Origin of the sequence: Citrobacter sp. MGH110, from assembly GCF_001037515.1 — a bacterium.
Taxonomy (GTDB): domain Bacteria; phylum Pseudomonadota; class Gammaproteobacteria; order Enterobacterales; family Enterobacteriaceae; genus Citrobacter; species Citrobacter portucalensis.
Map to the genome: position 1 here is coordinate 2870085 of NZ_KQ089830.1, position 24880 is coordinate 2894964.

At 52.3% G+C, this 24880-nt stretch carries 23 protein-coding genes; 10 read left to right on the forward strand and 13 right to left on the reverse strand.

The genetic code is table 11. The features are described from left to right. Positions 1 to 126: 126 nt before the first annotated feature. Positions 127 to 891: a pyruvate dehydrogenase complex transcriptional repressor PdhR gene (gene pdhR / locus SK38_RS13580; RefSeq protein WP_003018699.1), complete on the reverse strand. Its 765-nt coding sequence runs from the start codon at positions 889 to 891 to the stop codon at positions 127 to 129. A gap of 564 nt (positions 892 to 1455) precedes the next feature. Here pdhR and aroP point away from each other — a divergent pair. From aroP to SK38_RS13595, 3 genes are all read left to right on the forward strand, one after another. Further along, positions 1456 to 2829 (forward strand): aromatic amino acid transporter AroP, encoded by a 1374-nt coding sequence (gene aroP, locus SK38_RS13585; RefSeq protein ID WP_008786209.1) that lies wholly within the window; start codon positions 1456 to 1458, stop codon positions 2827 to 2829. 158 nt (positions 2830 to 2987) lie between these two features. Continuing rightward, entirely contained in the window at positions 2988 to 4397 is a 1410-nt protein-coding gene (locus tag SK38_RS13590; RefSeq protein WP_048236130.1) for a glycoside-pentoside-hexuronide (GPH):cation symporter, read from the forward strand. After that, positions 4394 to 5344 carry a glycoside hydrolase family 43 protein gene (locus tag SK38_RS13595; RefSeq protein WP_048236131.1) on the forward strand — a complete coding sequence of 317 codons (951 nt, stop codon included), beginning with the start codon at positions 4394 to 4396 and terminating at the stop codon, positions 5342 to 5344. The genes SK38_RS13590 and SK38_RS13595 overlap by 4 nt, the downstream gene beginning before the upstream one ends. 92 nt (positions 5345 to 5436) lie before the next feature. Here the strand turns inward: SK38_RS13595 and ampE are convergent, their stop codons facing one another. Together ampE and ampD are read right to left on the reverse strand one after the other, a co-directional pair. Further along, positions 5437 to 6291, reverse strand: a complete 855-nt coding sequence (ampE, locus tag SK38_RS13600) for a beta-lactamase regulator AmpE (protein WP_048236132.1) — start codon at positions 6289 to 6291, stop codon at positions 5437 to 5439. Then, on the reverse strand, positions 6288 to 6875 hold the full coding sequence (gene ampD, locus SK38_RS13605; RefSeq protein ID WP_048236133.1) for a 1,6-anhydro-N-acetylmuramyl-L-alanine amidase AmpD: 588 nt from the start codon (positions 6873 to 6875) through the stop codon (positions 6288 to 6290). The genes ampE and ampD overlap by 4 nt, the downstream gene beginning before the upstream one ends. A gap of 59 nt (positions 6876 to 6934) precedes the next feature. Between ampD and nadC the strand changes: the two genes are divergently transcribed. The 4 genes from nadC (at position 6935) to hofC (ending at position 11096) form a co-directional block, all read left to right on the forward strand. After that, positions 6935 to 7828 (forward strand): carboxylating nicotinate-nucleotide diphosphorylase, encoded by an 894-nt coding sequence (gene nadC / locus SK38_RS13610; RefSeq protein ID WP_003837454.1) that lies wholly within the window; start codon positions 6935 to 6937, stop codon positions 7826 to 7828. 243 nt (positions 7829 to 8071) lie between these two features. Continuing rightward, the gene (gene ppdD, locus SK38_RS13615) at positions 8072 to 8509 is read left to right on the forward strand and encodes a prepilin peptidase-dependent pilin (RefSeq protein WP_032942370.1); all 438 of its coding nucleotides are present in this window, start codon (positions 8072 to 8074) and stop codon (positions 8507 to 8509) included. Positions 8510 to 8518: 9 nt separating this feature from the next. Then, positions 8519 to 9904, forward strand: coding sequence for a type II secretion system protein GspE (gene gspE / locus SK38_RS13620; protein WP_048236134.1), 1386 nt, complete (start codon positions 8519 to 8521; stop codon positions 9902 to 9904). Beyond that, a complete protein-coding gene (hofC, locus tag SK38_RS13625; RefSeq protein WP_048236135.1) occupies positions 9894 to 11096 on the forward strand; it encodes a protein transport protein HofC in 1203 nt (400 codons plus the stop codon). The genes gspE and hofC overlap by 11 nt, the downstream gene beginning before the upstream one ends. Positions 11097 to 11153: 57 nt before the next feature. On the opposite strand, the gene SK38_RS13630 is transcribed toward hofC, so the two are convergent. After that, positions 11154 to 12197, reverse strand: coding sequence for a GMP reductase (locus tag SK38_RS13630; protein WP_048236136.1), 1044 nt, complete (start codon positions 12195 to 12197; stop codon positions 11154 to 11156). Positions 12198 to 12422: 225 nt separating this feature from the next. Here SK38_RS13630 and coaE point away from each other — a divergent pair, with 225 nt between their 5' ends. From coaE to yacG, 3 genes are read left to right on the forward strand one after another with little or no spacing between them, the layout of a single operon-like run. Continuing rightward, complete coding sequence (gene coaE / locus SK38_RS13635) at positions 12423 to 13043, forward strand: dephospho-CoA kinase (protein WP_048236137.1); 621 nt, start codon at positions 12423 to 12425, stop codon at positions 13041 to 13043. Next, positions 13043 to 13786: a cell division protein ZapD gene (zapD, locus tag SK38_RS13640; protein ID WP_003829513.1), complete on the forward strand. Its 744-nt coding sequence runs from the start codon at positions 13043 to 13045 to the stop codon at positions 13784 to 13786. The genes coaE and zapD overlap by 1 nt, the downstream gene beginning before the upstream one ends. A 9-nt stretch (positions 13787 to 13795) precedes the next feature. Further along, positions 13796 to 13990, forward strand: coding sequence for a DNA gyrase inhibitor YacG (gene yacG / locus SK38_RS13645; protein ID WP_003018740.1), 195 nt, complete (start codon positions 13796 to 13798; stop codon positions 13988 to 13990). Between the two features lie 173 nt (positions 13991 to 14163). Here the strand turns inward: yacG and mutT are convergent, their stop codons facing one another. From mutT to murC, 9 genes are all read right to left on the reverse strand, one after another. Then, positions 14164 to 14553, reverse strand: coding sequence for an 8-oxo-dGTP diphosphatase MutT (mutT, locus tag SK38_RS13650; protein ID WP_008786200.1), 390 nt, complete (start codon positions 14551 to 14553; stop codon positions 14164 to 14166). A gap of 56 nt (positions 14554 to 14609) precedes the next feature. Next, on the reverse strand, positions 14610 to 17315 hold the full coding sequence (secA, locus tag SK38_RS13655) for a preprotein translocase subunit SecA (protein ID WP_003829517.1): 2706 nt from the start codon (positions 17313 to 17315) through the stop codon (positions 14610 to 14612). 60 nt (positions 17316 to 17375) lie between these two features. Next, positions 17376 to 17882, reverse strand: coding sequence for a secA translation cis-regulator SecM (gene secM, locus SK38_RS13660; protein WP_003829520.1), 507 nt, complete (start codon positions 17880 to 17882; stop codon positions 17376 to 17378). A gap of 283 nt (positions 17883 to 18165) precedes the next feature. Further along, a complete protein-coding gene (lpxC, locus tag SK38_RS13665; RefSeq protein ID WP_006686706.1) occupies positions 18166 to 19083 on the reverse strand; it encodes a UDP-3-O-acyl-N-acetylglucosamine deacetylase in 918 nt (305 codons plus the stop codon). A gap of 100 nt (positions 19084 to 19183) precedes the next feature. Continuing rightward, positions 19184 to 20335 (reverse strand): cell division protein FtsZ, encoded by a 1152-nt coding sequence (ftsZ, locus tag SK38_RS13670; protein ID WP_003018753.1) that lies wholly within the window; start codon positions 20333 to 20335, stop codon positions 19184 to 19186. A 62-nt stretch (positions 20336 to 20397) separates the two neighbouring features. Further along, positions 20398 to 21660: a cell division protein FtsA gene (gene ftsA, locus SK38_RS13675; protein ID WP_003018755.1), complete on the reverse strand. Its 1263-nt coding sequence runs from the start codon at positions 21658 to 21660 to the stop codon at positions 20398 to 20400. Next, entirely contained in the window at positions 21657 to 22490 is an 834-nt protein-coding gene (ftsQ, locus tag SK38_RS13680) for a cell division protein FtsQ (RefSeq protein ID WP_048236138.1), read from the reverse strand. The genes ftsA and ftsQ overlap by 4 nt, the downstream gene beginning before the upstream one ends. A 1-nt stretch (position 22491) precedes the next feature. Next, positions 22492 to 23412 carry a D-alanine--D-alanine ligase gene (locus SK38_RS13685; protein WP_048214939.1) on the reverse strand — a complete coding sequence of 307 codons (921 nt, stop codon included), beginning with the start codon at positions 23410 to 23412 and terminating at the stop codon, positions 22492 to 22494. Continuing rightward, the gene (gene murC, locus SK38_RS13690) at positions 23405 to 24880 is read right to left on the reverse strand and encodes a UDP-N-acetylmuramate--L-alanine ligase (RefSeq protein ID WP_048236139.1); all 1476 of its coding nucleotides are present in this window, start codon (positions 24878 to 24880) and stop codon (positions 23405 to 23407) included. Before murC ends, SK38_RS13685 begins: the two co-directional genes overlap by 8 nt.

Consider the following 24880-nt stretch of genomic DNA (forward strand, 5'->3'; position numbering starts at 1 on the left):
TGGAACCTGTCCCATTACGTTCTCGCCAGAGAGCGTAATAAGACAGGTTCTGCGTTTAGTTGCCGCGCACTTTATATGGCGCTTGATTTACAACATCTTCTGGTTAACGTTCTACCAGAAAAATCACTAATTCTTTCGTTGCTCCAGACGGCGTAAGGCGCGTTCACGACGGCTTTCCTCACGGCTTCTGTCCAGCAGGATCTCTTCGATAAACGCCAGGTGACGGTGGGACGCTTCACGCGCCTCTTCCGGCTTCCCGGCAATAATTGCTTCAAAAATACGGGTACGGTGACTGCTAACCAGTGGCAGCATTTCACGACGCGCATACAGCAATTCGAAGTTTTGCCGAACGTTCTGGGCCAGCATCGGCTCCATACACCTTAGCAAATGGAGCAGCACCACATTGTGTGCCGCTTCGGTGACAGCAATTTGATACTGGAGTACCGCATCAGATTCGCCGTCAAGATCGCCGGACTGTTGAGCAAGCTCGATCGCATGGTGGAGTTCACGGATACGCGTTTTGTCTTCATCCGTGCTGCGCAGTGCAGCGTAATAAGCCGCAATACCTTCCAGCGCATGGCGCGTCTCAAGCAGGTCAAACTGGGATTCAGGATGGTCGGAGAGCAGCTCTACCAGTGGGTCGCTAAAGCTCTGCCACAGGCTGCTCTGAACAAAAGTGCCACCGCCCTGACGACGAAGCAGTAAGCCCTTCGCTTCAAGGCGTTGGATCGCCTCGCGTAAGGAGGGGCGGGAGACGTCGAACTGTTTTGCCAGCTCGCGTTCCGGTGGGAGTTTTTCTCCGGGGCGAAGTGTCCCCTCAAGAATTAAAAACTCCAGCTGCTGCTCAATCACATCGGAGAGTTTTGGTTGGCGGATTTTGCTGTAGGCCATGATTTCCTGTCTTAAGCCATTTGCCCGGAGTCAATTGGTCTTACCAATTTCATGTTCTTGACGCTAAAGTAACAAAGTATTCACCATCTGTCCATACAGGTTTTGATTGAAATCAGTAAAGGAGGCATATTTTAACAACATTACAGAAATAACGTTTCAAACATGTAACTATGCACAAATGTTAAATTTACCCACCTCGGGGTAGTTTTAACGGAATTGAAACGAAAAATTATCTCATCTGAACCGATTCACCTGCTTATTTATCGATATATCAACCACTATTAATGAATAGAAATTCAAAATGGAAATTTTGTGGTAGATAAACTTGCATTTACAAATGGTTTCTTTTTATTCAACTCGTCATCTTCCCCGCATAAAGCAGGTGCATTCGCGCTCGCGTATCATTATTCTGATCAAGACAAAAGTATTAAGGCAACATTTTATCAAAAGCATCTGTAAACAAATTAATACAACAAACGGAATTGCAAACTTACACACGCATTGCTGCGTAGTTCAAAAAATAAGCACTCGAAATATGAAGAGTAAAACCACACACGAGGTTTCATGATGGAAAGTCAACAGCATGGCGATCAGCTCAAGCGCGGCCTTAAGAACCGCCATATACAGCTAATCGCGCTGGGTGGCGCGATTGGTACCGGGTTATTCCTCGGTAGCGCATCCGTTATCCAGTCTGCAGGGCCGGGTATTATTCTGGGTTACGCTATTGCCGGCTTTATCGCCTTTTTGATTATGCGTCAGTTAGGTGAAATGGTGGTTGAAGAGCCCGTTGCAGGCTCATTTAGTCACTTTGCTTATAAATACTGGGGCGGTTTCGCGGGGTTCTCTTCCGGCTGGAACTATTGGGTGCTGTACGTGCTGGTTGCCATGGCAGAGCTAACTGCCGTGGGTAAATACATCCAGTTCTGGTACCCGGAGATCCCAACATGGGTGTCTGCGGCTGCCTTCTTTGTGCTGATCAACGCCATCAACCTGACCAACGTGAAAGTGTTTGGTGAGATGGAGTTCTGGTTCGCCATTATTAAAGTCATTGCCGTCGTAGCGATGATCCTGTTCGGCGGCTGGTTACTGTTTAGCGGTAACGGCGGCCCGCAGGCCAGCGTCAGCAACCTGTGGGACCAGGGAGGCTTCCTGCCGCATGGCTTCACCGGTCTGGTGATGATGATGGCTATTATTATGTTCTCTTTCGGTGGGCTGGAGCTGGTCGGGATCACCGCAGCAGAAGCGGATAACCCGGAGCAAAGCATTCCCAAAGCGACCAACCAGGTTATCTACCGTATCCTGATTTTCTATGTGGGTTCGCTGGCGGTTCTGCTTTCCCTGATGCCGTGGACACGTGTCACGGCGGATACCAGCCCGTTTGTCCTTATTTTCCACGAACTGGGCGACACCTTTGTTGCTAATGCCCTGAACATCGTAGTGCTGACTGCCGCCCTTTCTGTCTATAACAGCTGCGTATACTGCAACAGCCGTATGCTGTTCGGTCTGGCACAGCAGGGCAATGCGCCGAAAGCGCTGATGAACGTCGACAAACGCGGTGTACCGGTGAACACCATTCTGGTTTCCGCACTGGTGACGGCTCTGTGTGTGCTGATCAACTACCTGGCACCGGAATCCGCCTTTGGCCTGCTGATGGCGCTGGTGGTTTCCGCACTGGTGATCAACTGGGCAATGATTAGCCTGGCGCACATGAAGTTCCGCAAAGCCAAACAGCAGCAGGGTGTTACCACCCGCTTCCCGGCGCTGCTCTATCCGCTGGGTAACTGGGTGTGCCTGATTTTCATGGCTGCAGTACTGGTGATTATGCTGATGACGCCGGGCATGGCGATCTCGGTGTACTTAATCCCTGTATGGATTGCTATTCTTGGCATCGGCTACTTGTGCAAACAGAAAACAGCCGGCGCGGTTAAAGCGCATTAATCCCCCCTCCCCCCACCTGCGTCAGGTGGGGGTTGTTACCTGTCTCACACTTTCCCACTCACGACTGTTTAGTCCATATCAGCGGCGTTATCCTGCAACGCAAATATACCGGTACCGGACAATAATTCTCTCCATATCTCATTAATGGAGTGCAGTTGATGGAAACCAGTAAGCTCACGGTGAAAGAAAAGATCGGCTATGGAATGGGCGACGCCGGATGCAACATCATCTTTGGCGCCATCATGTTGTTTGTTAACTATTTTTACACAGACATTTTTGGTCTGGCACCTGCACTGGTCGGCGTATTACTGCTCTCAGTACGCGTTATCGACGCCGTTACCGACCCTATAATGGGCGCGATGGCCGACCGCACCCGTAGTAAATATGGTCGATTTCGTCCATGGCTTTTATGGATGGCTTTCCCGTACGCGTTATTCAGCGTACTGATGTTTACCACTCCAGAGTGGACCTATAACAGCAAAGTTATCTATGCGTTCGTTACCTACTTCCTGCTATCTATTACTTATACAGCGATCAACATTCCCTACTGCTCGCTCGGCAGCGTCATCACCAACGATCCGAAGGAACGCGTCGCCTGCCAGTCATATCGCTTTGTGTTGGTAGGCATTGCAACCCTGCTGCTGTCCCTCACCTTGCTGCCAATGGCCGACTGGTTCGGCGGGGAAGACAAAGCCAAAGGGTATCAGATGGCGATGGCGGTTCTGGCTTTCATCGGCATGTGTATGTTCCTGTTTTGCTTCGCTACGGTCCGTGAACGCGTGCGCCCTGCTGTCCAGACCAATGACGATTTAAAAGCCGATCTGAAAGACGTGTGGAAGAACGATCAGTGGGTAAAAATTCTGCTGTTAACACTGTGCAACGTCTGTCCGGGCTTTATTCGCATGGCTGCCACCATGTACTACGTGACATGGGTTATGCAGCAAAGCACGCAGTTCGCAACGCTGTTTATCAGTCTTGGTGTGGTCGGCATGATGATCGGCAGTATGTTGGCGAAGGTATTAACCGATCGCTGGTGCAAACTGAAAGTCTTCTTCTGGACCAATATTATCCTGGCGATTTTCTCTGCCGCGTTTTACTTCTTCGATCCGAAAGCCACCATGATGATTATGGTGCTCTACTTCCTGCTCAACATCCTGCACCAAATTCCTTCTCCGCTGCACTGGTCGCTGATGGCGGATGTCGATGACTATGGCGAGTGGAAAACCGGTAAACGCATCACCGGAATCAGCTTCTCCGGTAACCTGTTCTTCCTGAAACTGGGCCTGGCGATTGCCGGAGCGATGGTCGGCTTCCTGCTCTCCTGGTACGGTTACGACGCTGGGGCGAAAGCGCAAAGCGACTCTGCCATTAACGGTATTATGCTGCTGTTTACCATCATACCGGGCGTAGGCTACCTGATTACCGCAGGCGTGGTTCGTCTGCTTAAAGTTGACCGCGAGTTTATGCAGCAAATCCAGACAGATTTAGAAAAGCGCCGCGCCAACTACCGTGAACTGAATGAATACCACGATATAAAAACGACTGAAACCGTAAGGAAAGCCCAATGAATCAGTGGCCAAATCCCTTTATTGAACAGCGTGCCGATCCGTTTATCTTACGTGACGGTAGCCACTATTATTTCATTGCTTCAGTACCCGAATATGACCGACTGGAGATACGCCGGGCCGACTCGCTGGAGGGGTTGCGCACCGCCGCCCCGGTTGTCGTCTGGCGCAAACCAGAAAGCGGCCCCATGAGCCAACTCATCTGGGCACCCGAAATCCATCATCTGGCAGGCAAGTGGTACATCTATTTTGCTGCCACCCACACACAGTCGCTCGACAAGCTGGGGATGTTCCAGCATCGCATGTTTGCGCTCGAATGTGCCGACGCCGATCCGTTGACCGGGCAGTGGACGGAGAAAGGTCAGATTAAAACGCAGTTTGATACCTTTGCGCTTGATGCCACCACCTTTAACCATCAGGGAAAACAGTGGTACCTCTGGGCGCAGAAGTCGCCCGATATCGCCGGAAACTCCAATATCTATCTCGCTGAGCTGGAAAATCCATGGACGATTAAAGGCGAGCCGGTCATGCTAAGTCATCCTGAGTATGACTGGGAATGCCGGGGTTTTTGGGTCAATGAAGGTCCTGCCGTCATGGTTCATGGCGATAAGCTGTTTATCAGCTATTCCGCCAGCGCCACCGATGAGAACTACTGTATGGGATTATTGTGGATTGACCTCAACGCCGATCCGCTCAAACCGCAGAACTGGCACAAATCACCGCGTCCGGTCTTTACCACCAGTTATGAAAACCGCCAGTTTGGGCCAGGACACAACAGCTTTACACAAACGCCGGAAGGTGAAGATGTACTGGTGTATCACGCGAGAAACTACACCGAAATCGAGGGCGATCCGCTGTACGACCCAAACCGCCACACTCGTCTGAAGCCCGTGCGTTGGGACGAAAACGGCATGCCAGATTTTGGCGTGCCGCCTGCTGATACGAACTAAACCGTTGCACTGCCCGGTGGCGCTAGCGCTTACCGGGCCTACACGTTTTTTCATTGTAGGCCGGATAAGCATTAGCGCCATCCGGCACAACGCTATACTAATGCCCCATAAATGGTGAGCACCGCAATAGCCACCACCACCACAAACGAGGTTTTCTTCGCCAGCGAAACGGCGGCTTTTGGCGTTTCGACTTTATCGGTGTGCGGTTCACGCGCCAGCGAGAACTGCGCCAGACGCGTAAGCACCTGATATTGCGACGTGTGCAGATCCGCAAGCGAGGCAAACCAGGCCGGCAGCGCTTTCTCACCATGTCCCAACAGCGCATAGACCACGCCCGCCAGACGCACCGGGATCCAATCCAGCACATGCAGGATCGCATCAATGCCTGATTGCAGACGCTGGTGCGGTGTCTGATAGCGCGCCAGCCAGGACTGCCAGGCGCGTAAAAAAGCATAACCGACCAGCGTCACAGGTCCCCACGGACCACCGACAATCAGCCAAAATAACGGCGCCAGATAAAAACGGAAGTTGTTCCATAACAGCGCGTTCTGCAGTTCGCGCAAGAATTCACGCTCATCGCAGTCCGGCGGAACCCCATGGATAAGCGTCAGCTCGCTGGCCATCGCATCACGGGCGTGAGCATCATCGCGAGCAGCCGCGTTCAGGTAAGCGTGATAGTGAAGGCGCGCCTTGCCAGCACCGATGCACAGCAAGCCAATTAAGATCCACGCCACCAGCAACGGAACATTAAACAACAGCCCATGAAGTGCGCGCAGTAGCAGAAACGTCACTCCCATCGCAATCAGAGTCATGCCTACCGTACGCATCATCGAAAAATGCTTAATCCGGCGGAAAAAAGCTTCAATCCGGTGATCAAGCTGCCAGTGCTCACCCAGCTTAAACAGGCGTTCAACAATCAACACCAATAATGTTGTAAACAGCGTCATGTCATCTCCTTGTGCGACGAGGGGGTGACCAGGGCGCGGAACCTTGCCCAGTCAAAGGACGGCCCGGGATCGGTCTTACGCTCGGGCGCAATATTGCAATGTCCTGTCATGTTGTTAGCAATGGCCGGATAACGCGTAATCAGAGTATTCGTCACGGCAGCCAGTTGCTGATACTGCGCATCGGTATAGGCCAGCGTATCCGTCCCTTCCAACTCAATACCAATTGAAAAATCATTACAGCGTTCTCGCCCTTGATAGCTCGACACACCCGCATGCCAGGCGCGTTTATCAAAAGGCACATATTGCACGATTTCACCGTCACGGCGAATCAAACAATGGGCCGAAACACGCAGATGGGCGATCCCGGCAAAATAAGGATGGGCGTTGGGATCAATCGTGCCCGTAAACAGCGCGTCTATCCACGGGCCGCCAAACTCGCCGGGCGGCAGGCTGATATTATGCACCACCAGCAGAGAAGGGTTTTCGTCATCCGGGCGGCAATCGTAATGCGGAGAGGGAACGCGTCGCGCCTCTGCCAGCCCTCGTCTAACAACATGCAGAATCTCCTTATTGGTGGTGCTCATATCAGGTTCAGGGTAGCATGTTTCCACCTTATGATTCGTTAGCAATTTGGAGTTTTATCATGCCGCCTCGCCGCTATAACCCTGACTACCGACGTGACGCGCTGTTGGAACGCATAAATCTGGATATCCCTGCCGCTGTAGCTCAGGCGCTGCGTGAAGATTTAGGCGGAGAAGTTGATGCCAATAACGATATCACCGCACAGCTTTTACCCGAAGACATGCGCTCCCATGCCACCGTAATCACCCGCGAAGATGGCGTTTTTTGTGGAAAACGTTGGGTGGAAGAGGTCTTTATTCAGCTGGCTGGCGATGATGTCAACATCACCTGGCATGTCGAAGATGGCGACAGCATAAAGGCCAATCAGCCGCTGTTTGAACTGGACGGCCCTTCCCGCGTTTTACTGACCGGTGAACGTACTGCGCTGAATTTTGTGCAGACGCTTTCAGGTGTAGCGAGTGAAGTGCGTAAATACGTCGACCTGTTAGCGGGAACCAAGACCCAACTGCTGGATACGCGCAAAACCCTGCCGGGACTGCGTACCGCGCTAAAATACGCCGTATTGTGCGGCGGCGGCGCGAATCATCGTTTGGGGCTGTCCGACGCCTTCCTGATTAAAGAAAACCACATTATTGCTTCCGGCTCGGTACGTCAGGCCGTCGAAAAAGCCTTCTGGTTGCACCCGGATGTGCCGGTTGAAGTCGAAGTAGAAAGCCTGGATGAACTGGACGACGCGCTGAAAGCCGGGGCCGATATCATCATGCTCGATAACTTCGAAACTGACCAAATGCGCGAAGCGGTAAAACGCACCAACGGCCAGGCGCGTCTGGAAGTGTCGGGCAACGTCACCCATGAAACGCTGCGCGAATTTGCCGAAACCGGTGTGGACTTTATCTCCGTTGGCGCGCTGACCAAACATGTTCGCGCACTCGATCTCTCCATGCGATTTCGCTAATTGCTGATTGTATTGCCCGATGACGCTTCGCTTATCGGGCCTACTACACAGGTTTATTCCGTAAGCCGAATACGGCATTTACACCACCACCCGGCAGTTTCTTCGAGTCTCTTCGCAAGTACATTGTCTGACTCTGTAATTTCGTAAAAATCCTCTGAACCCGCTTTCCCGTTTTGTTTTTTGTCTCTCGCCGTCCTCCCGTCGGTTTGCCAAAGTAGCGCCAGCAAACTCAAGGAGCGAACGATGAACAAGCAACGAGGCTTTACGCTTATCGAACTCATGGTGGTGATTGGCATTATTGCCATCCTTAGCGCCATCGGCATTCCGGCATATCAAAACTATCTGCGCAAAGCCGCGCTGACGGACATGCTGCAAACATTTGTCCCCTATCGCACGGCGGTTGAGCTCTGTGCACTGGAGCATGGCGGAACAAATACCTGCGATGCCGGAACGAATGGTATTCCCTCTCCAACAACTACCCGTTACGTCTCAGCCATGAGCGTTGAAAAGGGAGTTGTCAGCCTTAGTGGGCAGGAAAGCCTGAACGGGCTAAGCATCACCATGACGCCAGGTTGGGACAATGCCAACGGCATTACCGGCTGGAACCGAAACTGCGTCATCCAGAACGACAGCGCATTGCAGCAGGCCTGTGAAGACGTTTTCCGCTTCGATACCCACTAAGGAACAGAGATGAACACCACCCAACTTACGGCACTATGCCAACGTTATCAGGCAATATTACTGGATGCAGACAATGAAGTGGTGCATATCGCCGTCGTAGACGCCCCATCACACGAGCTGCTGGATGCGCTGCATTTTGCCACCACCCGACACATCCACATTGTCTGCTGGACACGTCAGCAAATGGAAGGCCACACGCATACACCGCAGAAAATGCTCCCGGCAGTAGTCACGAAAAGCAGCGCAAGCGCAGCAGACTTGCTGAATCAGACGTTTCATTCCGCTCTGACGCAACGGGCTTCTGATATTCATTTTGAACCCGAGGAAAATCACTATCGAATCAGATTACGCGTAGATGGCGTGCTTCACGCGTTACCGGAAGTCATGACCGAGATGGGCATAGCCATCACCGCAAGGTTAAAAGTATTAGGCAGCCTGGATATCGCCGAGCATCGGCTTCCACAAGACGGACAATTTACCGTTGAGATTTCAGGAGAGCCGGTCTCGTTTCGCATCGCCACCCTGCCCTGTCGCTACGGCGAAAAAGTCGTGTTACGGCTACTTCATCAGGTCGATCAGTCACTGGAGATCGCGGCGCTGGGAATGCAAGACGCGCAGCTGGCCGCATTTTCGCAAGCCTTGCAGCAGCCTCAGGGGCTGATTCTGGTTACCGGGCCTACCGGAAGCGGTAAAACGGTCACGCTGTACAGTGCGCTGCAAACCCGAAACACCCCGGATGTGAATCTTTGTAGCGTGGAGGATCCGGTAGAGATCCCGATCGCAGGTCTCAACCAGACGCAAATTCACCCACGCGCCGGTTTGACTTTTCAGGGCGTATTGCGCGCGCTGCTGCGCCAGGATCCCGACATTATCATGGTGGGTGAAATCCGCGATGGCGAAACGGCCGAAATAGCCCTTAAAGCCGCACAAACAGGCCATCTGGTTCTTTCTACGCTGCATACCAATTCCACCAGTGAAACGCTGGTGCGCCTGCAACAAATGGGTGTCGCACGCTGGATGATCGCCTCCGCGCTGACGCTCGTTATTGCACAGCGGTTGGTCAGAAAGTTGTGCCCCCATTGCCGACAACGTCAGAGTACGCCTATCACGCTCCCGAAAACTGTCTGGCCTACACCACTACCGAATTGGCAGGCCCCTGGCTGCAAACATTGTTATCACGGATTTTATGGCCGTACGGCATTGTTTGAAGTGCTCCCTGTTACTCCGGCATTACGTCAGAGTATTGCCAGTGGCACATCCGTAGACGAAGTGGAATCTGATGCTCAGCAATCAGGAATGAGAACGCTTTTCGAGAATGGCTGTCAGGCCGTCGAGCAAGGGTTAACGACATTTGAAGAGCTGATTCGTGTACTGGGCATGCCTCATGTCCACTAAACAGCTTTGGCGCTGGCAAGGCATTAACAACGAAGGTAGATCGCTGGAAGGAACGCTATGGGCCGATACCCGACCGTCATTGATGCTGGCTCTTGAGAAACAACAGATTACGCCGCTGCGCATTAAACGTATGCGTGTCAAAACCTCGCACTGGAGCCGTACAAGAAGTGCCGAAACCATACACCAGTTGGCGACATTGCTAAAAGCAGGGTTAACGCTCTCAACAGGGCTAGCTCTGCTTGCTGAACAGCATCCCAGCACTCAATGGCAGGCGCTACTGCGTACGCTGGCTTACGATATGGAACAGGGCATAACCCTCTCCGCCTCGTTATCACAATGGCAACACGTTTTTCCGCCCCTTTACCAGGCAATGATCCGTACCGGAGAACTTACGGGTAAGCTGGACGACTGCTGTTTTGAACTCGCCTACCAGCAAAAGAAACAACAGCAACTTGCTGATAAAGTTAAAAAAGCCCTGCGCTATCCGATCATCATCATAACAATGGCGGTGATGGTCGTATTTGCGATTCTGCAGTTTGTACTCCCTGAGTTTGCCGCTATCTACCAGACGTTCAACACCCCGCTACCGGCGCTCACTCAGTGGATTATTACCATCGCACACTGTAGCAGCCAATGGGGATGGCTGGCGGTAGCACTTGGCCTGGTAGCAGTTGCCACACATCATTTGATAAAGCAGAAACCGTACTGGCTCATTCTGCGCCAGAAATTGCTGCTCAGCCTCCCGGTCATAGGGCCGATGGTGAGAGGGCAAAAACTCACGCAGATATTCACTGTTCTGGCGTTAACGCAAAATGCGGGCATTCCCTTTTTGCAGGGTCTTGAGAGCGTTACCGAAACGCTGGCTAACCCTTTCTGGTCGCAACGTTTAGCACTGGTTCAGCAGGACATCAGCTCTGGAAAACCGATCTGGTTAGCGCTTAAAAATAGCTGTGAATTCAGCCCATTGTGTATACAGCTGGTCAGAACTGGTGAAGCTTCCGGCTCGCTGGATGCAATGCTGCGTAATCTTGCTCATCACCATGGCGAGAAAACCCTGGCTCAGGCTGAGAATTTGGCTGCATTACTTGAGCCTGCGTTGCTGGTCATTACGGGGCTTATCATCGGTACGCTGGTCGTCGCGATGTATTTACCGATTTTCCATTTGGGAGATGCGATGAGCGGGGTGGGATAGATTCAAATGCCGGATGGCGGCGTAACGCCATCAGGCATTTCACAGAACTAGCTGTTCTTACAGGCTATTGAAAACGCGGTTTTCTTGTTCCTGTACACGAATAAACGTTGTACGTTTGGTCAGCTCTTTCAGACGGGATGCGCCCACATAGGTACAAGCAGAACGCAAACCGCCGAGGATATCGCGAGCGGTATTATCAACCGGGCCGCGCAGTGGCAGCTTGACAGTTTTACCTTCTGCAGCGCGATACTGTGCAACACCACCTACGTGACGCGTCATGGCAGATTCAGAGCTCATACCGTAGAACAGCATGAATTTATCACCGTTCTCTTCAACAATTTTGCCGCCACTTTCTTCATGACCAGCCAGCATGCCGCCGAGCATCACGAAGTCTGCGCCGCCACCGAACGCTTTTGCCACGTCACCCGGCATTGTGCAGCCGCCGTCGCTGACAATCATGCCACCCAGACCGTGGGCTGCATCGGCGCATTCAATAACCGCAGAAAGCTGTGGATAGCCAACGCCGGTTTTTACACGCGTGGTACATACAGAACCTGGGCCAATGCCGACTTTGACAATATCAGCACCGGAGAGCACCAGCTCTTCACACATTTCACCGGTGACCACATTGCCCGCACAGATCGTTTTAGTCGGCCATGCTTCACGCGCTTTCGACACGAACTGAACAAAATGCTCTGAGTAGCCATTGGCCACATCAATACAGATAAAGTTCAACGCGGGGTTGAGCGCCAGAATCTGTTTAGTTTTTTCGAAATCTGCATCAGACGTACCGGTTGAAACCATTACGTGTTTGAGCACATCGGCAGAGCTCTCTGCGATGAAGGCGGCCCAGTCTTCAACAGAATAGTGTTTGTGCACAGCGGTCAGGATGTCGAAGGATGCCAGTGCCGTTGCCATGGCAAACGTCCCGACAGTGTCCATGTTCGCGGCAATAATAGGTACGCCGGACCAGGTCTGACCTGAATGCTTAAAGGTAAATTGACGTTCCAGCTCAACATCGGAACGGCTTTTGAGAGTAGAACGCTTAGGGCGGATAAGAACGTCTTTGAAACCTAACTTCAGATCTTCTTCGATACGCATGTGCGGATTCCTGGGGTTAATGGCGAAAAATCGAAACTCACAACTCCAGTGACGCTATCATACGCACTAATCAATGCCGCGCAAGACTGCGAAATTCTCTTTTTTTACGCTACAATCCCATAAATTTACCTGGCGAATAGTAGGTTAATCCTGCAGCAGCCTCGCCTTCGCACGCATAACTTTTAACTGTTTGATAATCAAACTTAAACTCCAGGATCGGCATCTATGAGGTATACGGTAGCCTTAACCGGCGGCATTGGCAGTGGTAAAAGCACCGTTGCAAATGCGTTCGCTGACCTCGGAATAAACGTCATTGATGCAGATATTATTGCGCGCCAGGTGGTTGAACCCGGCACACCTGCTCTTAAGGCGATCGAAGAACATTTTGGTTCCGACGTTATAGCCGCAGACGGATCGTTGCAGCGACGCATTTTACGCGAACGCATTTTTTCCAATCCTGAGGAGAAAAGCTGGCTGAATGCTCTGCTTCATCCGCTTATTCAGCAGGAAACCCAGCGTCAGTTTCAGCAAGCAACCTCTCCTTATCTGCTATGGGTTGTCCCTTTGCTGGTGGAAAATTCGCTGTATAAAAAAGCCGACCGCGTACTCGTGGTGGATGTCACCCCCGAAACCCAGCTCAGACGCACCATGCAGCGTGATGACGTCACGCGTGAGCATGTTGAACAAATTCTTGCTGCCCAGGCAACGCGTGAAGCGCGGCTGGCCGTGGCAGACGATGTTATTGATAATAATGGCGCACCGGAAGCCATCGCCTCGGATGTCGCCCACCTGCACGCGCTCTATTTGCAATGCGCGTCGCAGTTTGTCTCACAGGAAAAACCGTAATGCACACCCAGGTCCTTTTTGAACACCCTCTCAATGAGAAGATGCGTACATGGCTGCGCATTGAGTTTTTAATCCAACAGCTCTCCGTTAATTTGCCTATTGCTGACCATGCCGGCGCTCTGCATTTTTTCCGCAATATCGGAGATTTACTGGATGTATTTGAACGCGGCGAAGTCCGTACCGAACTCCTCAAAGAACTGGAGCGACAGCAGCGTAAACTCCAGGCCTGGGTCGAAGTTCCCGGCGTCGATCAAAGCAGAATCGACTCTTTGCGTCAGCAGCTAAAAAGTGCAGGCAGCATTCTGATTTCTGCCCCGCGTATTGGACAGACGCTGCGCGAAGATCGTCTGATTGGTCTCGTACGTCAGCGTTTAAGTATTCCTGGCGGGTGCTGCAGTTTCGATCTGCCGACTCTGCATATCTGGTTACACCTGGCACAGTCGCATCGTGACGCGCAGGTTGAAACCTGGCTTGCCAGCCTGAATCCGCTCAACCAGGCGCTGTCGCTGGTACTGGATTTAATTCGCAACTCAGCACCGTTTCGTAAGCAAACCAGCCTGAATGGTTTTTATCAGGACAACGGCGAAGATGCAGATCTGCTACGCTTGCAGCTGCCGCTTGATTCGCTGCTTTATCCGCAAATTTCTGGTCATAAGAGCCGTTTTGCCATCCGCTTTATGCCGCTGGATAGCGAGAATGGTCAGGTGCCTGAGCGCCTCGATTTTGAACTGGCGTGCTGTTAAGGAGTCAACATGTCTGAACAAACCATCGTCAACTGCCCAACCTGCGGCAAGCCTGTAGTATGGGCTGAGGTCAGTCCGTTTCGCCCATTCTGCAGCAAGCGCTGCCAGTTAATCGATCTGGGAGAGTGGGCCGCAGAAGAGAAACGCATCCCAAGCTCTGGTGATCTGTCAGAAAGCGACGACTGGAGTGAAGAGCAGAAGTAATTCTGCTAAAACGGTGGGTCGGATTAGGTAACGCCGCATCCGGCATTTTATGTTGTTTTGCCTGATGGCGCTGCGCTTATCAGGCCTAAGAACTAAAACGTAGGGCGAGCAAGCGTAGCGCCCCCGCCATAATTTGCCGGATGTGGCGTTGCCTTATCCGGCCTATAGCGCCATTAGCCAGCAATCAGCTTTTCAATGACCGGTGCATTCGCGGGCGGGAAATCCTGCGCATTCAGAGCATCTTGCGCAATCCACTGCGCCGGTTGCCCCTCTTTTCCCCACGGCTCGCCTTCCCAGCTTTCAACCAGCCAGAACCACAGAGTGATATGCCTGTCCGGAAACTGATACTCCAGCTTTTCGAACAATGAGCTTTGAGTCGGCGTGATCCCCACTTCTTCCTGTAGCTCGCGAATCAGCGCCTGCTCCGGCGTTTCGCCCGCTTCAATTTTCCCGCCGGGGAATTCCAGCTTATTTGCCATGTGGGCATCAGCCGCACGCTGGGTGATAAAAATTTCATGTTGCTGATTACGAATAATCCCGACGGCGATTTGCAGTATTTTCATCTTTATCGTCCATAAAAAAGGCGCAGAATTCTGCGCCTTTTCAGTAAGTTATTTTCTTAGCTCAGACGGCCGTGGCACTGTTTGTATTTTTTGCCAGAGCCGCAAGGACACGGATCGTTACGACCCACTTTACGATCGCCAGTTTGTGCTGCCAGCTCTTCTGCCGCGGCAGAATCGTCGCCTTTATGGCTCAACTGCTGCATCTGCGCTAAGCGCTCAGCTTCTTCACGACGCTGCTGCTCCATGGCTTCGACTTCTTCAGGCATACGCACCTGAACTTTGCTCAGGGTGCTGATCACTTCGTATTTCAGTGATTCCAGCATTGAGGCAAACATAGAGAAGGATTCACGCTTATATTCCTGCTTCGGATCTTTTTGCGCATAACCACGCAGGTGGATACCCTGACGCAGATAGTCCATCGCAGCAAGGTGCTCTTTCCACAGAGAGTCGAGAGTTTGCAGCATCACGCCTTTTTCGAAGTGACGCATCATCTCCGCGCCCACAACTTCTTCTTTACGCTGATAAACTTCGATGGCGTTTGCCAGGATACGTTCACGCAGCGTTTCTTCGTGCAGCTCAGGCTCTTTATCCAGCCACTCTGAAATCGGCATCTCAAGATCGAAGTCGTTTTTCAGACGTTCCTGCAGACCCGGGATATCCCACATTTCTTCCAGAGACTGCGGCGGAATATAGGCATCAATAGTTGCTTTGAAGACATCTTCACGGATGCTGTTGATGGTTTCGCTAACGTCAGTTACGTCCAGCAGTTCGTTACGCTGGGTGTAGATAGCACGACGCTGATCGTTGGCAACGTCATCATATTCCAGCAGCTGCTTACGAATATCGAAGTTGCGGCTTTCCACTTTACGCTGCGCGTTAGCAATTGCTTTGGTCACCCATGGGTGTTCAATGGCTTCACCTGGCTTCATACCCAGTTTACGCATCATGCCTGACACGCGGTCAGAGGCAAAAATACGCATCAGCGCATCTTCCATCGACAGATAGAAACGGGAAGAGCCCGCATCACCCTGACGACCCGAACGACCACGCAGCTGGTTATCGATACGGCGAGATTCGTGACGCTCGGTACCGATAATATGCAAGCCACCGGCAGCTAATACCGCGTCATGGCGAACCTGCCACTCGGCTTTAATCTGCGCGATTTGTTCCGGAGTTGGGTTTTCCAGCTCGGCAACTTCCGCCTGCCAGCTACCGCCCAGCACGATATCGGTACCACGACCGGCCATGTTCGTCGCGATAGTCACGGCTGACGGGTAACCCGCTTGGGCGACGATTGCAGCTTCGTTGGCGTGGAACTTGGCGTTCAGAACATTGTGTTTGATACCCGCTTTGCTCAGCTCGTTAGACACTACTTCCGATTTTTCAATGGAGATAGTACCTACCAGTACCGGCTGGCCATTTGCGGTACGCTCTTTAATATCTTCAATGATTGCCTGAATTTTTTCCGCTTCGGTCATGTACACCAGATCCGGTAAATCCTTACGGATCATCGGACGGTTGGTCGGCACAACCACGGTATCCAGTTTGTAGATGGAGCTAAATTCAAACGCTTCAGTGTCGGCTGTACCGGTCATACCGGCCAGTTTTTCGTACAAACGGAAGTAGTTCTGGAAGGTAATAGATGCCAGCGTCTGGTTCTCGTTCTGGATCTCTACGCCTTCTTTAGCTTCAACAGCCTGGTGCAGACCATCGGACCAGCGGCGCCCCTGCATGGTACGACCGGTGTGTTCATCGACGATGATAACTTCGCCGTCTTTCACGATGTAGTCTACGTCGCGGGTAAACAGCACGTGCGCACGCAGTGCGGCAGTCACGTGGTGCATCAGCATAATGTTGCCCGGAGAGTACAGTGACTCGCCCTCGTCCATAATGCCTTCGTTAACCAGCAGCTCTTCAATCAGCACCAGACCACGTTCGGTCAGGTTAACCTGGCGCGCTTTCTCATCAACTGAGAAGTGGCCTTCGCCCTGGAACGTGTCGGAATCTTCCTTCTCCTGACGGATCAGGTGCGGGATGATTTTATTCACTTTTTTGTACATTTCCGAGCTGTCTTCAGCCGGGCCGGAAATGATCAGTGGCGTACGCGCTTCATCGATCAGGATGGAGTCGACTTCATCGACCAGCGCATAGTGCAGTTTACGTTGAACACGCTCTTCCGGACTAAACGCCATGTTGTCACGCAGGTAGTCAAAGCCGTATTCGTTGTTGGTACCGTAAGTAATATCGGCGTTGTAGGCTTCACGCTTGGCTGGCGCAGGCAGGCCAGACATGTTGATACCAACGGTCATGCCGAGGAATTCAAACAGCGGGCGGTTATTTTCGGCATCACGCTGAGCCAGATAGTCGTTCACGGTAACCACGTGTACGCCCTTCCCGCTTAATGCGTTCAGGTAGGCTGGCAGCGTCGCGGTAAGGGTTTTACCTTCACCAGTACGCATTTCCGCGATGCAGCGATCGTTAAGCACCATACCGCCCAGCAGCTGAACGTCGAAGTGACGCATACCGAACACGCGTTTACTCGCTTCACGCACTACGGCGAACGCTTCCGGGATCAGGCTCTCAACGCTGGCACCTTTTTCCAGACGGGCGCGGAATTCAGCGGTCTTCGCTTTCAGTTCATCATCGGAGAGTTTTTCCATCTCCGGTTCCATCGCGTTGATGACATTGACCACTTTACGCATACGACGCAGCGTACGCTCGTTACGGCTACCGAATACTTTCGTTAATAATTTGATTAGCATAATAAAATCTCAAACGCCCCGCGGTGCGGAGTCAAAAATTATAAGTTGGAAGGTTCTTTTTTAGCTGAGGCGTTGAGGACCAGCGCGGATACCCTGCAGCTGGCTGATCCAGACCGGAACGCTAAACGCGGCCTGAGAGGTAAAGTGTGCGTATGTCACGCGACTTACTGTCGCGGGCGGAGTGCCTTCCTGCGTCAGCATCGCGCTGAGCGTATTCAGTAACGCAAGATGGTGCGCCTGGATTGGCAATGGCTCTTCGGCAACGGGCAACGCCTGAGGCGCCATGGCAAAAGAAAGATGGCGGATAACCGTACGAATGGCATGTTGATGCCAGTAATCGACGGTAAAATTTGGGCGGCGATTAGTCGCTTCCAGCAAAGCAAGCTGGCTAAAGTTAACTTTAGCACCTTGATCGTGATTGCTGGCGGTCGCCTTCGCGGGGGTATTAGGTTCAGCAGCATTACCGAGCGCGGGCAGGCCAAAACTAGCCGCGACCATCCCCAACAGGAGATGCGGCCAGAAGTACCGTCTGCCTAACTGTCGCCAGCGCGTCAGTATTCCACTCACGTTATTGCCACCTGATATACCCTGCGTTTGGGGTTACAAATGCAAAACCATTTTTTGCGCACAAATCTTACCATTAATGCGTTCGCACCACAGCAGTAATGACAGCAAGTCGCGGGTAAATATGCTTAAGAAAGCAGCGATCGAACGGTATTTTAATCTACCTGCGGGGAAAAAGTCGCTTCAGATAAGGTGGTTTGCACTCGGAAGATAAAAAAACGACTGGTTCACCTGGCCGGAGAGAGTGCCAGATTTACCAGTCGAATTTATGCGACAGCGTATGTCGTTATGCCAGTACGGTCGATGGTGCTTTGAACGCCAACGGCAGTTCTGCATCGTCCTGGAAGGTCACATATTCCCAGGCTTCCTGTTTTGCCAGGACCGCCTGCAACAGTTTGTTATTCAATGCATGACCGGATTTATACGCGGTAAATGCACCAATAATGTTGTGACCACACATGAACAAGTCACCGATCGCGTCGAGCATTTTGTGACGAACGAATTCATCTTCAAAACGCAGGCCGTCTTCGTTCAATACGCGATAATCGTCAACAACGATGGCACAATCGAAGCTGCCGCCCAGGCACAGGCCGCGGGACTGCAGATATTCGATATCACGCATGAAGCCGAAAGTACGCGCACGGCTGATCTGACGCATGAACGCATCCGCAGAGAAGTTCATCGCGTAGCGCTGCGTGCTGGAGTCGATCGCCGGATGGTTAAAGTCGATGGTGAAATCCAACGTAAAACCATTATACGGCTTAAACTCAGCCCACTTATCGCCATCTTCGACACGAACGGTCTCTTTGATGCGAACAAATTTTTTGGCGCTGCTCAGTTCTTCAATACCTGCATCAAGCAGCAGATAAACGAACGGAGCGGCACTGCCATCCATGATCGGGATTTCCGGTGCGTTAACTTCAATAACGATGTTATCGATACCTAAACCCGCCAGAGCAGCATTAAGGTGCTCTACGGTTGAAATCCGTACATCATGCTCATTGACCAGACACGTACAGAGCATGGTATCACGCACAGATTTGGCATCGGCCGGGAAATCTACCGGAGGATTCAAGTCGGTGCGACGATAGATGACCCCGGTGTTGGCCGGCGCAGGGCGTAATGTCAGGGTGACTTTTTTGCCGGTATGCAAACCGACGCCAGTCGCCTGAACGATACGTTTAAGAGTCCTTTGTTTGATCATCGTATAATCTCGCCAAATTACCTATCCAACCGAAGTGTACTATACATTCGGTGGGCCAGTTTAGCACAAAGAGCCACAATTCCCAAATTCCAGCTAATTCTTAATCAGCTTGCTTACGCAGGAATGCTGGGATATCCAGATAATCCGGCTCTTTGGTGGTTTGCGGCGTATTGTCGTTAACCACTTTCGCTACCGGTTTCTGCTCTTGCGTCAACGGCGCCATGCCGTGCTGCTGGTAACGATCCATTACCGGCTGCTGTACCTGCTTGTTGGTCACCAGAGTGATTTCAGGACGTTTGTCCATACCAATTCCAGTTGCAACAACGGTGACGCGCAGTTCGTCGTTCATATCCGGGTCCAGAGAGGTACCGATAACCACGGTCGCATTATCCGATGCAAAGGCACGAATCGTGTTACCGACGGTTTCGAACTCATCCAGACGCAGGTCGAAGCCCGCAGTAATGTTGACCAGCACGCCGCGCGCACCAGACAGATCGATGTCTTCCAGCAGCGGAGAAGAGATAGCCATTTCAGCAGCTTCTTCTGCACGGTCTTCACCGCTTGCCACGCCTGAACCCATCATCGCGTAGCCCATTTCGGACATCACGGTGCGCACGTCTGCAAAGTCGACGTTCATCAGGCCCGGACGAGTAATCAGTTCAGCGATACCCTGGACTGCGCCTTTCAGCACGTCGTTCGCTGCGCCAAACGCATCCAGCAGGGAGATACCGCGACCCAGCACTTTCAGCAGCTTGTCATTCGGAATAGTGATCAGAGAGTCCACATGTTTGGACAGCTCGGTGATACCCTGCTCCGCGAATGCCATACGCTTCTTACCTTCAAAGTTGAAAGGCTTAGTCACGACAGCAACGGTCAGAATACCTAAATCTTTTGCTACTTCAGCAACCACTGGCGCTGCACCGGTACCGGTACCGCCGCCCATGCCAGCTGCGATAAACACCATGTCTGCGCCGTCAAGCGCTGCACGCAGAGCTTCACGATCTTCGTCTGCCGCATTACGGCCTACTTCCGGGTTTGCTCCCGCGCCCAGACCTTTGGTGATGCCACTACCAATCTGAATGGTCTGTCCAACCGCCGTTTTACGCAACGCCTGAGCGTCGGTATTCACCGCGAAGAATTCAACACCTTCGATGCGCTCGCGCACCATGTGTTCAACGGCATTACCGCCGCCGCCGCCGACGCCGATGACTTTAATCACCGCGTCATTGGTAAGTTCCATAGGTTCAAACATAGTTTCTCTCTCCGTTGTGCCTGTCGCCTGAGACCGTTAATGTGCGTTGGTCTCTTTAAAAATTAAAACTCTTTTCGCAGCCAGCTATTGAGTCGTTTGATCCACGAGCCAACTGATGCCGTAACGCGTTTTTCTACTTCAGCCTCACCACTCAAATGGGATTCTTTCCCGTAGTGAAGCAGCCCCACTGCCGTTGAATAATAAGGCTCCTGGGCATAATCCGTCAGACCAGTGATATTCAGCGGTGCGCCAATACGTACTTGCGTATGGAACACGCGCTGTGCGCAGGCCGCAAGACCTTCAATTTGCGCAGCGCCACCGGTTAACACAATCCCCGCCGCCAGATGATGTTTCACACCCTGCTGGCGAAGCTGTTCTTGTAATTGCAAAATTTCTTCGTTGACCAGGTTGAGCAGCTCGGTATAACGCGGCTCAATGACCTCTGCCAGGGTCTGACGTTGCAGGCTACGCGGTGGACGACCACCTACGCTTGGCACTTCAACGCTTTCGTCTTTACCCACGATGGAGCCCAGCGCGCAACCATGGCGCACTTTGATGGCTTCAGCATCGCTTGGCGGCGTACCAAAGGCATACGCGATATCGCTGGTCACTACATTCCCTGCATAAGGGATAACTTTAGTGTGGCGCAACGCCCCGCCAGTATAAACGGCGATATCCATTGTACCACCACCAATATCCACCACGCAGACACCTAGCTCACGTTCATCTTCCGTCAACACGGAATAACTGGCTGCCAACCCGGCAAAAATCAGTTGGTCAACTTTCAGCCCACAACGTTCAACGGCTTTGACAATGTTCTTTGCCATGTCGTTGTGGCAGGTAATAAGATGGACTTTTGCCTGCATACGCACGCCGGAAAGACCGACCGGATTTTTAATGCCTTCCTGGTAGTCGATGGCGTATTCCTGCGGAATAACGTGCAGAACACGATGTTCATCGCGAACGCGTACGGATTTTGCCGTATGTACCACGTTTTCCACATCTTCCTGCGTCACTTCCTCTTCGGAAATGGGCACCATACCAATTTCATTTTGACAGCTAATATGTTTACCGGAAAGTGCCAGATACACCGAGGAAATCTGGCAATCTGCCATCAGTTCAGCCTGGTCAATGGCGCGCTGTACGCACTTCACCACTGACTCAAGGTCATTCACCCCGCCTTTATCCATACCTCGCGATGGGCAACTGCCCACGCCAATGATATTGACCATACCGTCGGGCAGAACTTCCCCTACTAAAGCGGCTACCTTCGCGGTGCCAATCTCCAGTCCAACTACCAGTTTTCTGTCCGTCGCCTTGATCATTGTTGTTCTGCCTGTGCCTGATTCTGTTGCTGATTAGATTCCTCAGGAGGCAAGGGAACCCAGCCTACTGCCGCTCCTGAGTCATAACGCAAATCAACGTAGCTAATCCGTTTGCCATCGGTTTGCGCCTGCTGCTGTAAAACCGGGTAGAGTTCCACAAAGCGAGCCAAACGTTTTATCGTATCGCCCCTGCCCAGATTCAGCTTAATATCGTTATTCAGCGTCAACTGCCAGGAACGACGAGCGGTCATCGCCGCTTCCTTCAGGGTGAATCTATCCTTAGCCAGCACCTGCCCCATATCGTGGAACCCTTGCAACACTTCACTTGCGCTGCCTTCCGGTCCATACAACATGGGTAATACCTGCTTATTGGCCCGACCGGTTGGAACACTGAACGTATTTCCTTCAGCATCCACCATATGTTGGTCATTCCAACGCGCAATGGGCACATATTCAACCAGATGAATCTTCAATTCATCGGGCCATTGCTTTCTGACGCTCGCCTGTTTAATCCAGGGGAGGCGTTCAATTTGACTCTGAATGATGTTCACATCCTGAGTCATAAAGGTTCCCGGAGCGCCCAGCGCCAAAATGGACTGACGAATATCGTCATTGCGCGTGTAATGCCGTTCGCCGGTTAACACCAGTTTCGATAAAGGCAAACGTTGCGCATCTTCCATCCATCCCAACACTACCCAGCCGCTGACAAACACGGTGCACAGCACTGTCAGCAGGAACAATATTCCTGCAAGACGCGTTCCATTATTGCGGCGTGAGGAGTTTACTTCTTCTTCATCACCGTTTCGCGTGTTCAGCGCAGCCTGCGACATATCAGTCCGCCAACTCCAGAATTCTTACCACTAACTGCGAGAAGCTCAGGCCCGCCTGACGCGCCGCCATCGGCACCAGACTGTGGCTGGTCATACCCGGAGAGGTATTCGCTTCCAGCAGATAAAACTGGCCATCGCTGTCCAGCATGACGTCAATGCGACCCCAACCTTTACAGCCCAATGTGGTCCACGCTTTCAGGACTAATTCCTGTAAACGGGCCTCTTGTTCGACTTCCAGACCGGCAGGGCAGAAATATTGTGTCTCATCAGAGAGATACTTCGCCTCATAATCATAGAAGGTTCCCGCGGGTTGGATACGTATTGACGGTAAAATTTCTTCACCAAGTATCGCAACTGTAAATTCCGGGCCACTGAGCCATTTTTCGATCAGTACTTCTTCATCATGCTGAAAAGCCAATGCTAATGCACCATGCAAAGCATTTTCTTCTTCAACTTTTGACATCCCTACGCTTGAGCCTTCACGGCTTGGCTTCACAATCAGCGGCAAACCTAGCGCAGAAATCTCCGTAACAACCTCATCACTAAGACCTTTTTCGAACTCAGCGCGGGTCAATGCGACCCAAGGCGCGACCGGTAAACCAGCCCCCTGCCACAACAGTTTGCTGCGCAGTTTGTCCATCGAAATCGCAGAAGCCATGACGCCACTACCGGTGTACGGCAGACCAACCAGCTCCAGCATGCCCTGCAACGTGCCATCTTCACCACCACGACCGTGCAGCGCAATAAACACCTTTTGAAAACCCATCGATTTCAAAAGCGTGACATCGACCTCTTTTGGGTCAATTGGATGAGCATCCACACCACCTTCGCGTAACCCTGCCAGTACGGCCGCGCCGGAATTCAGCGAAACGTCACGCTCTGCGGAGGTTCCCCCTAACAGGACCGCGATTTTATCAGCCATGTTGTTCTTCCTCCGGGTTTTGCGGCTTCAGTTTGATTTCAGCTAAGGAACGCGCGATTTTGCCGATATTTCCAGCGCCCTGCACCAAAATCAGATCGTTGCCGGTTAATACCGGCGCCAGCATGTCTGCCACCTGAGCCGGATCGGATACCAGAATCGGGTCGATCTTACCGCGACCACGGATCGTACGGCACAGCGAGCGACTGTCGGCTCCTGGAATCGCGGCTTCACCCGCGGCGTACACATCCAGCATCAACAGCGCATCGACCTGAGTCAGCACGTTGGCAAAGTCGTCATACAGATCGCGAGTACGCGTAAAGCGGTGCGGCTGGAACAGCATCACCAAATTTTTGTCCGGCCAGCCCGCGCGTGCAGCTTTAATCGTGGCATCCACTTCCGTAGGGTGATGACCATAATCATCCACCAGCATCGCCGTCCCGGTTTTACCGTTTACCGGCTCAAGTGGGAATTCGCCGAGGAAGTCAAAACGTCGTCCGGTGCCCTGGAAACTTTCCAGCGCGCGCAGAATTGCGTCGTCTTCAATGCCTTCTTCTGTTGCAACTGCTACCGCCGCCGCCGCGTTCAGCGCATTGTGACGGCCCGGTGCGTTCAACGTCACGCGTAAATCGGCCATCCCCTGACGCAGCAGCGTGAAGTGTCCTTGTGGACCAATCTGCTGGTAATCTTCGACGCGCACATCAGCATCATCGCTGAAACCATAGGTTGTGGTTTGACGACCAACTCGCGGCAACAACTCGCGGATCACTGGGTCGTCAACGCACATCACCGCACGACCATAAAACGGCAAGTTATGCAGGAAATTAATAAACGTCTGCTTTAAATTTTCGAAGTCGCCATGGTAGGTATCCATATGATCGGCTTCGATATTGGTAACAATCGCCACCATCGGCTGCAAATGCAGGAATGACGCATCGCTCTCATCCGCCTCCGCAATTAAATAACGGCTATGACCCAGACGCGCATGGACGCCTGCGGCCTTCACCAGACCGCCGTTGACAAACGTCGGATCCAGCCCCGCTTCCGCGTAGATACTAGAGACCATCGCTGTGGTCGTGGTTTTACCGTGCGTCCCGGCAATGGCGATACCGTGACGAAATCGCATTAACTCCGCCAGCATTTCAGCACGACGGATCACCGGAATGCGCGCTTCATGCGCCGCAACAATTTCCGGGTTATCCGCAGAAATGGCGCTGGATACCACCACCACGCTCGCATCGCGCACGTTTTCCGGGCGATGGTTGAAGAAAATCGTGGCGCCCAGATTCGTCAACTGCTGCGTCACCGGGTTCGGCGCTAAGTCAGAACCGCTGATCTGATAACCTTCGTTGGCCAAAACTTCGGCAATACCGCCCATACCAGCACCACCGATGCCGACAAAGTGAATGTGCCGAACGCGACGCATTTCGGGCACGATGGAACGCAGTTTTGCCAGTTGTTGTGTATTCAT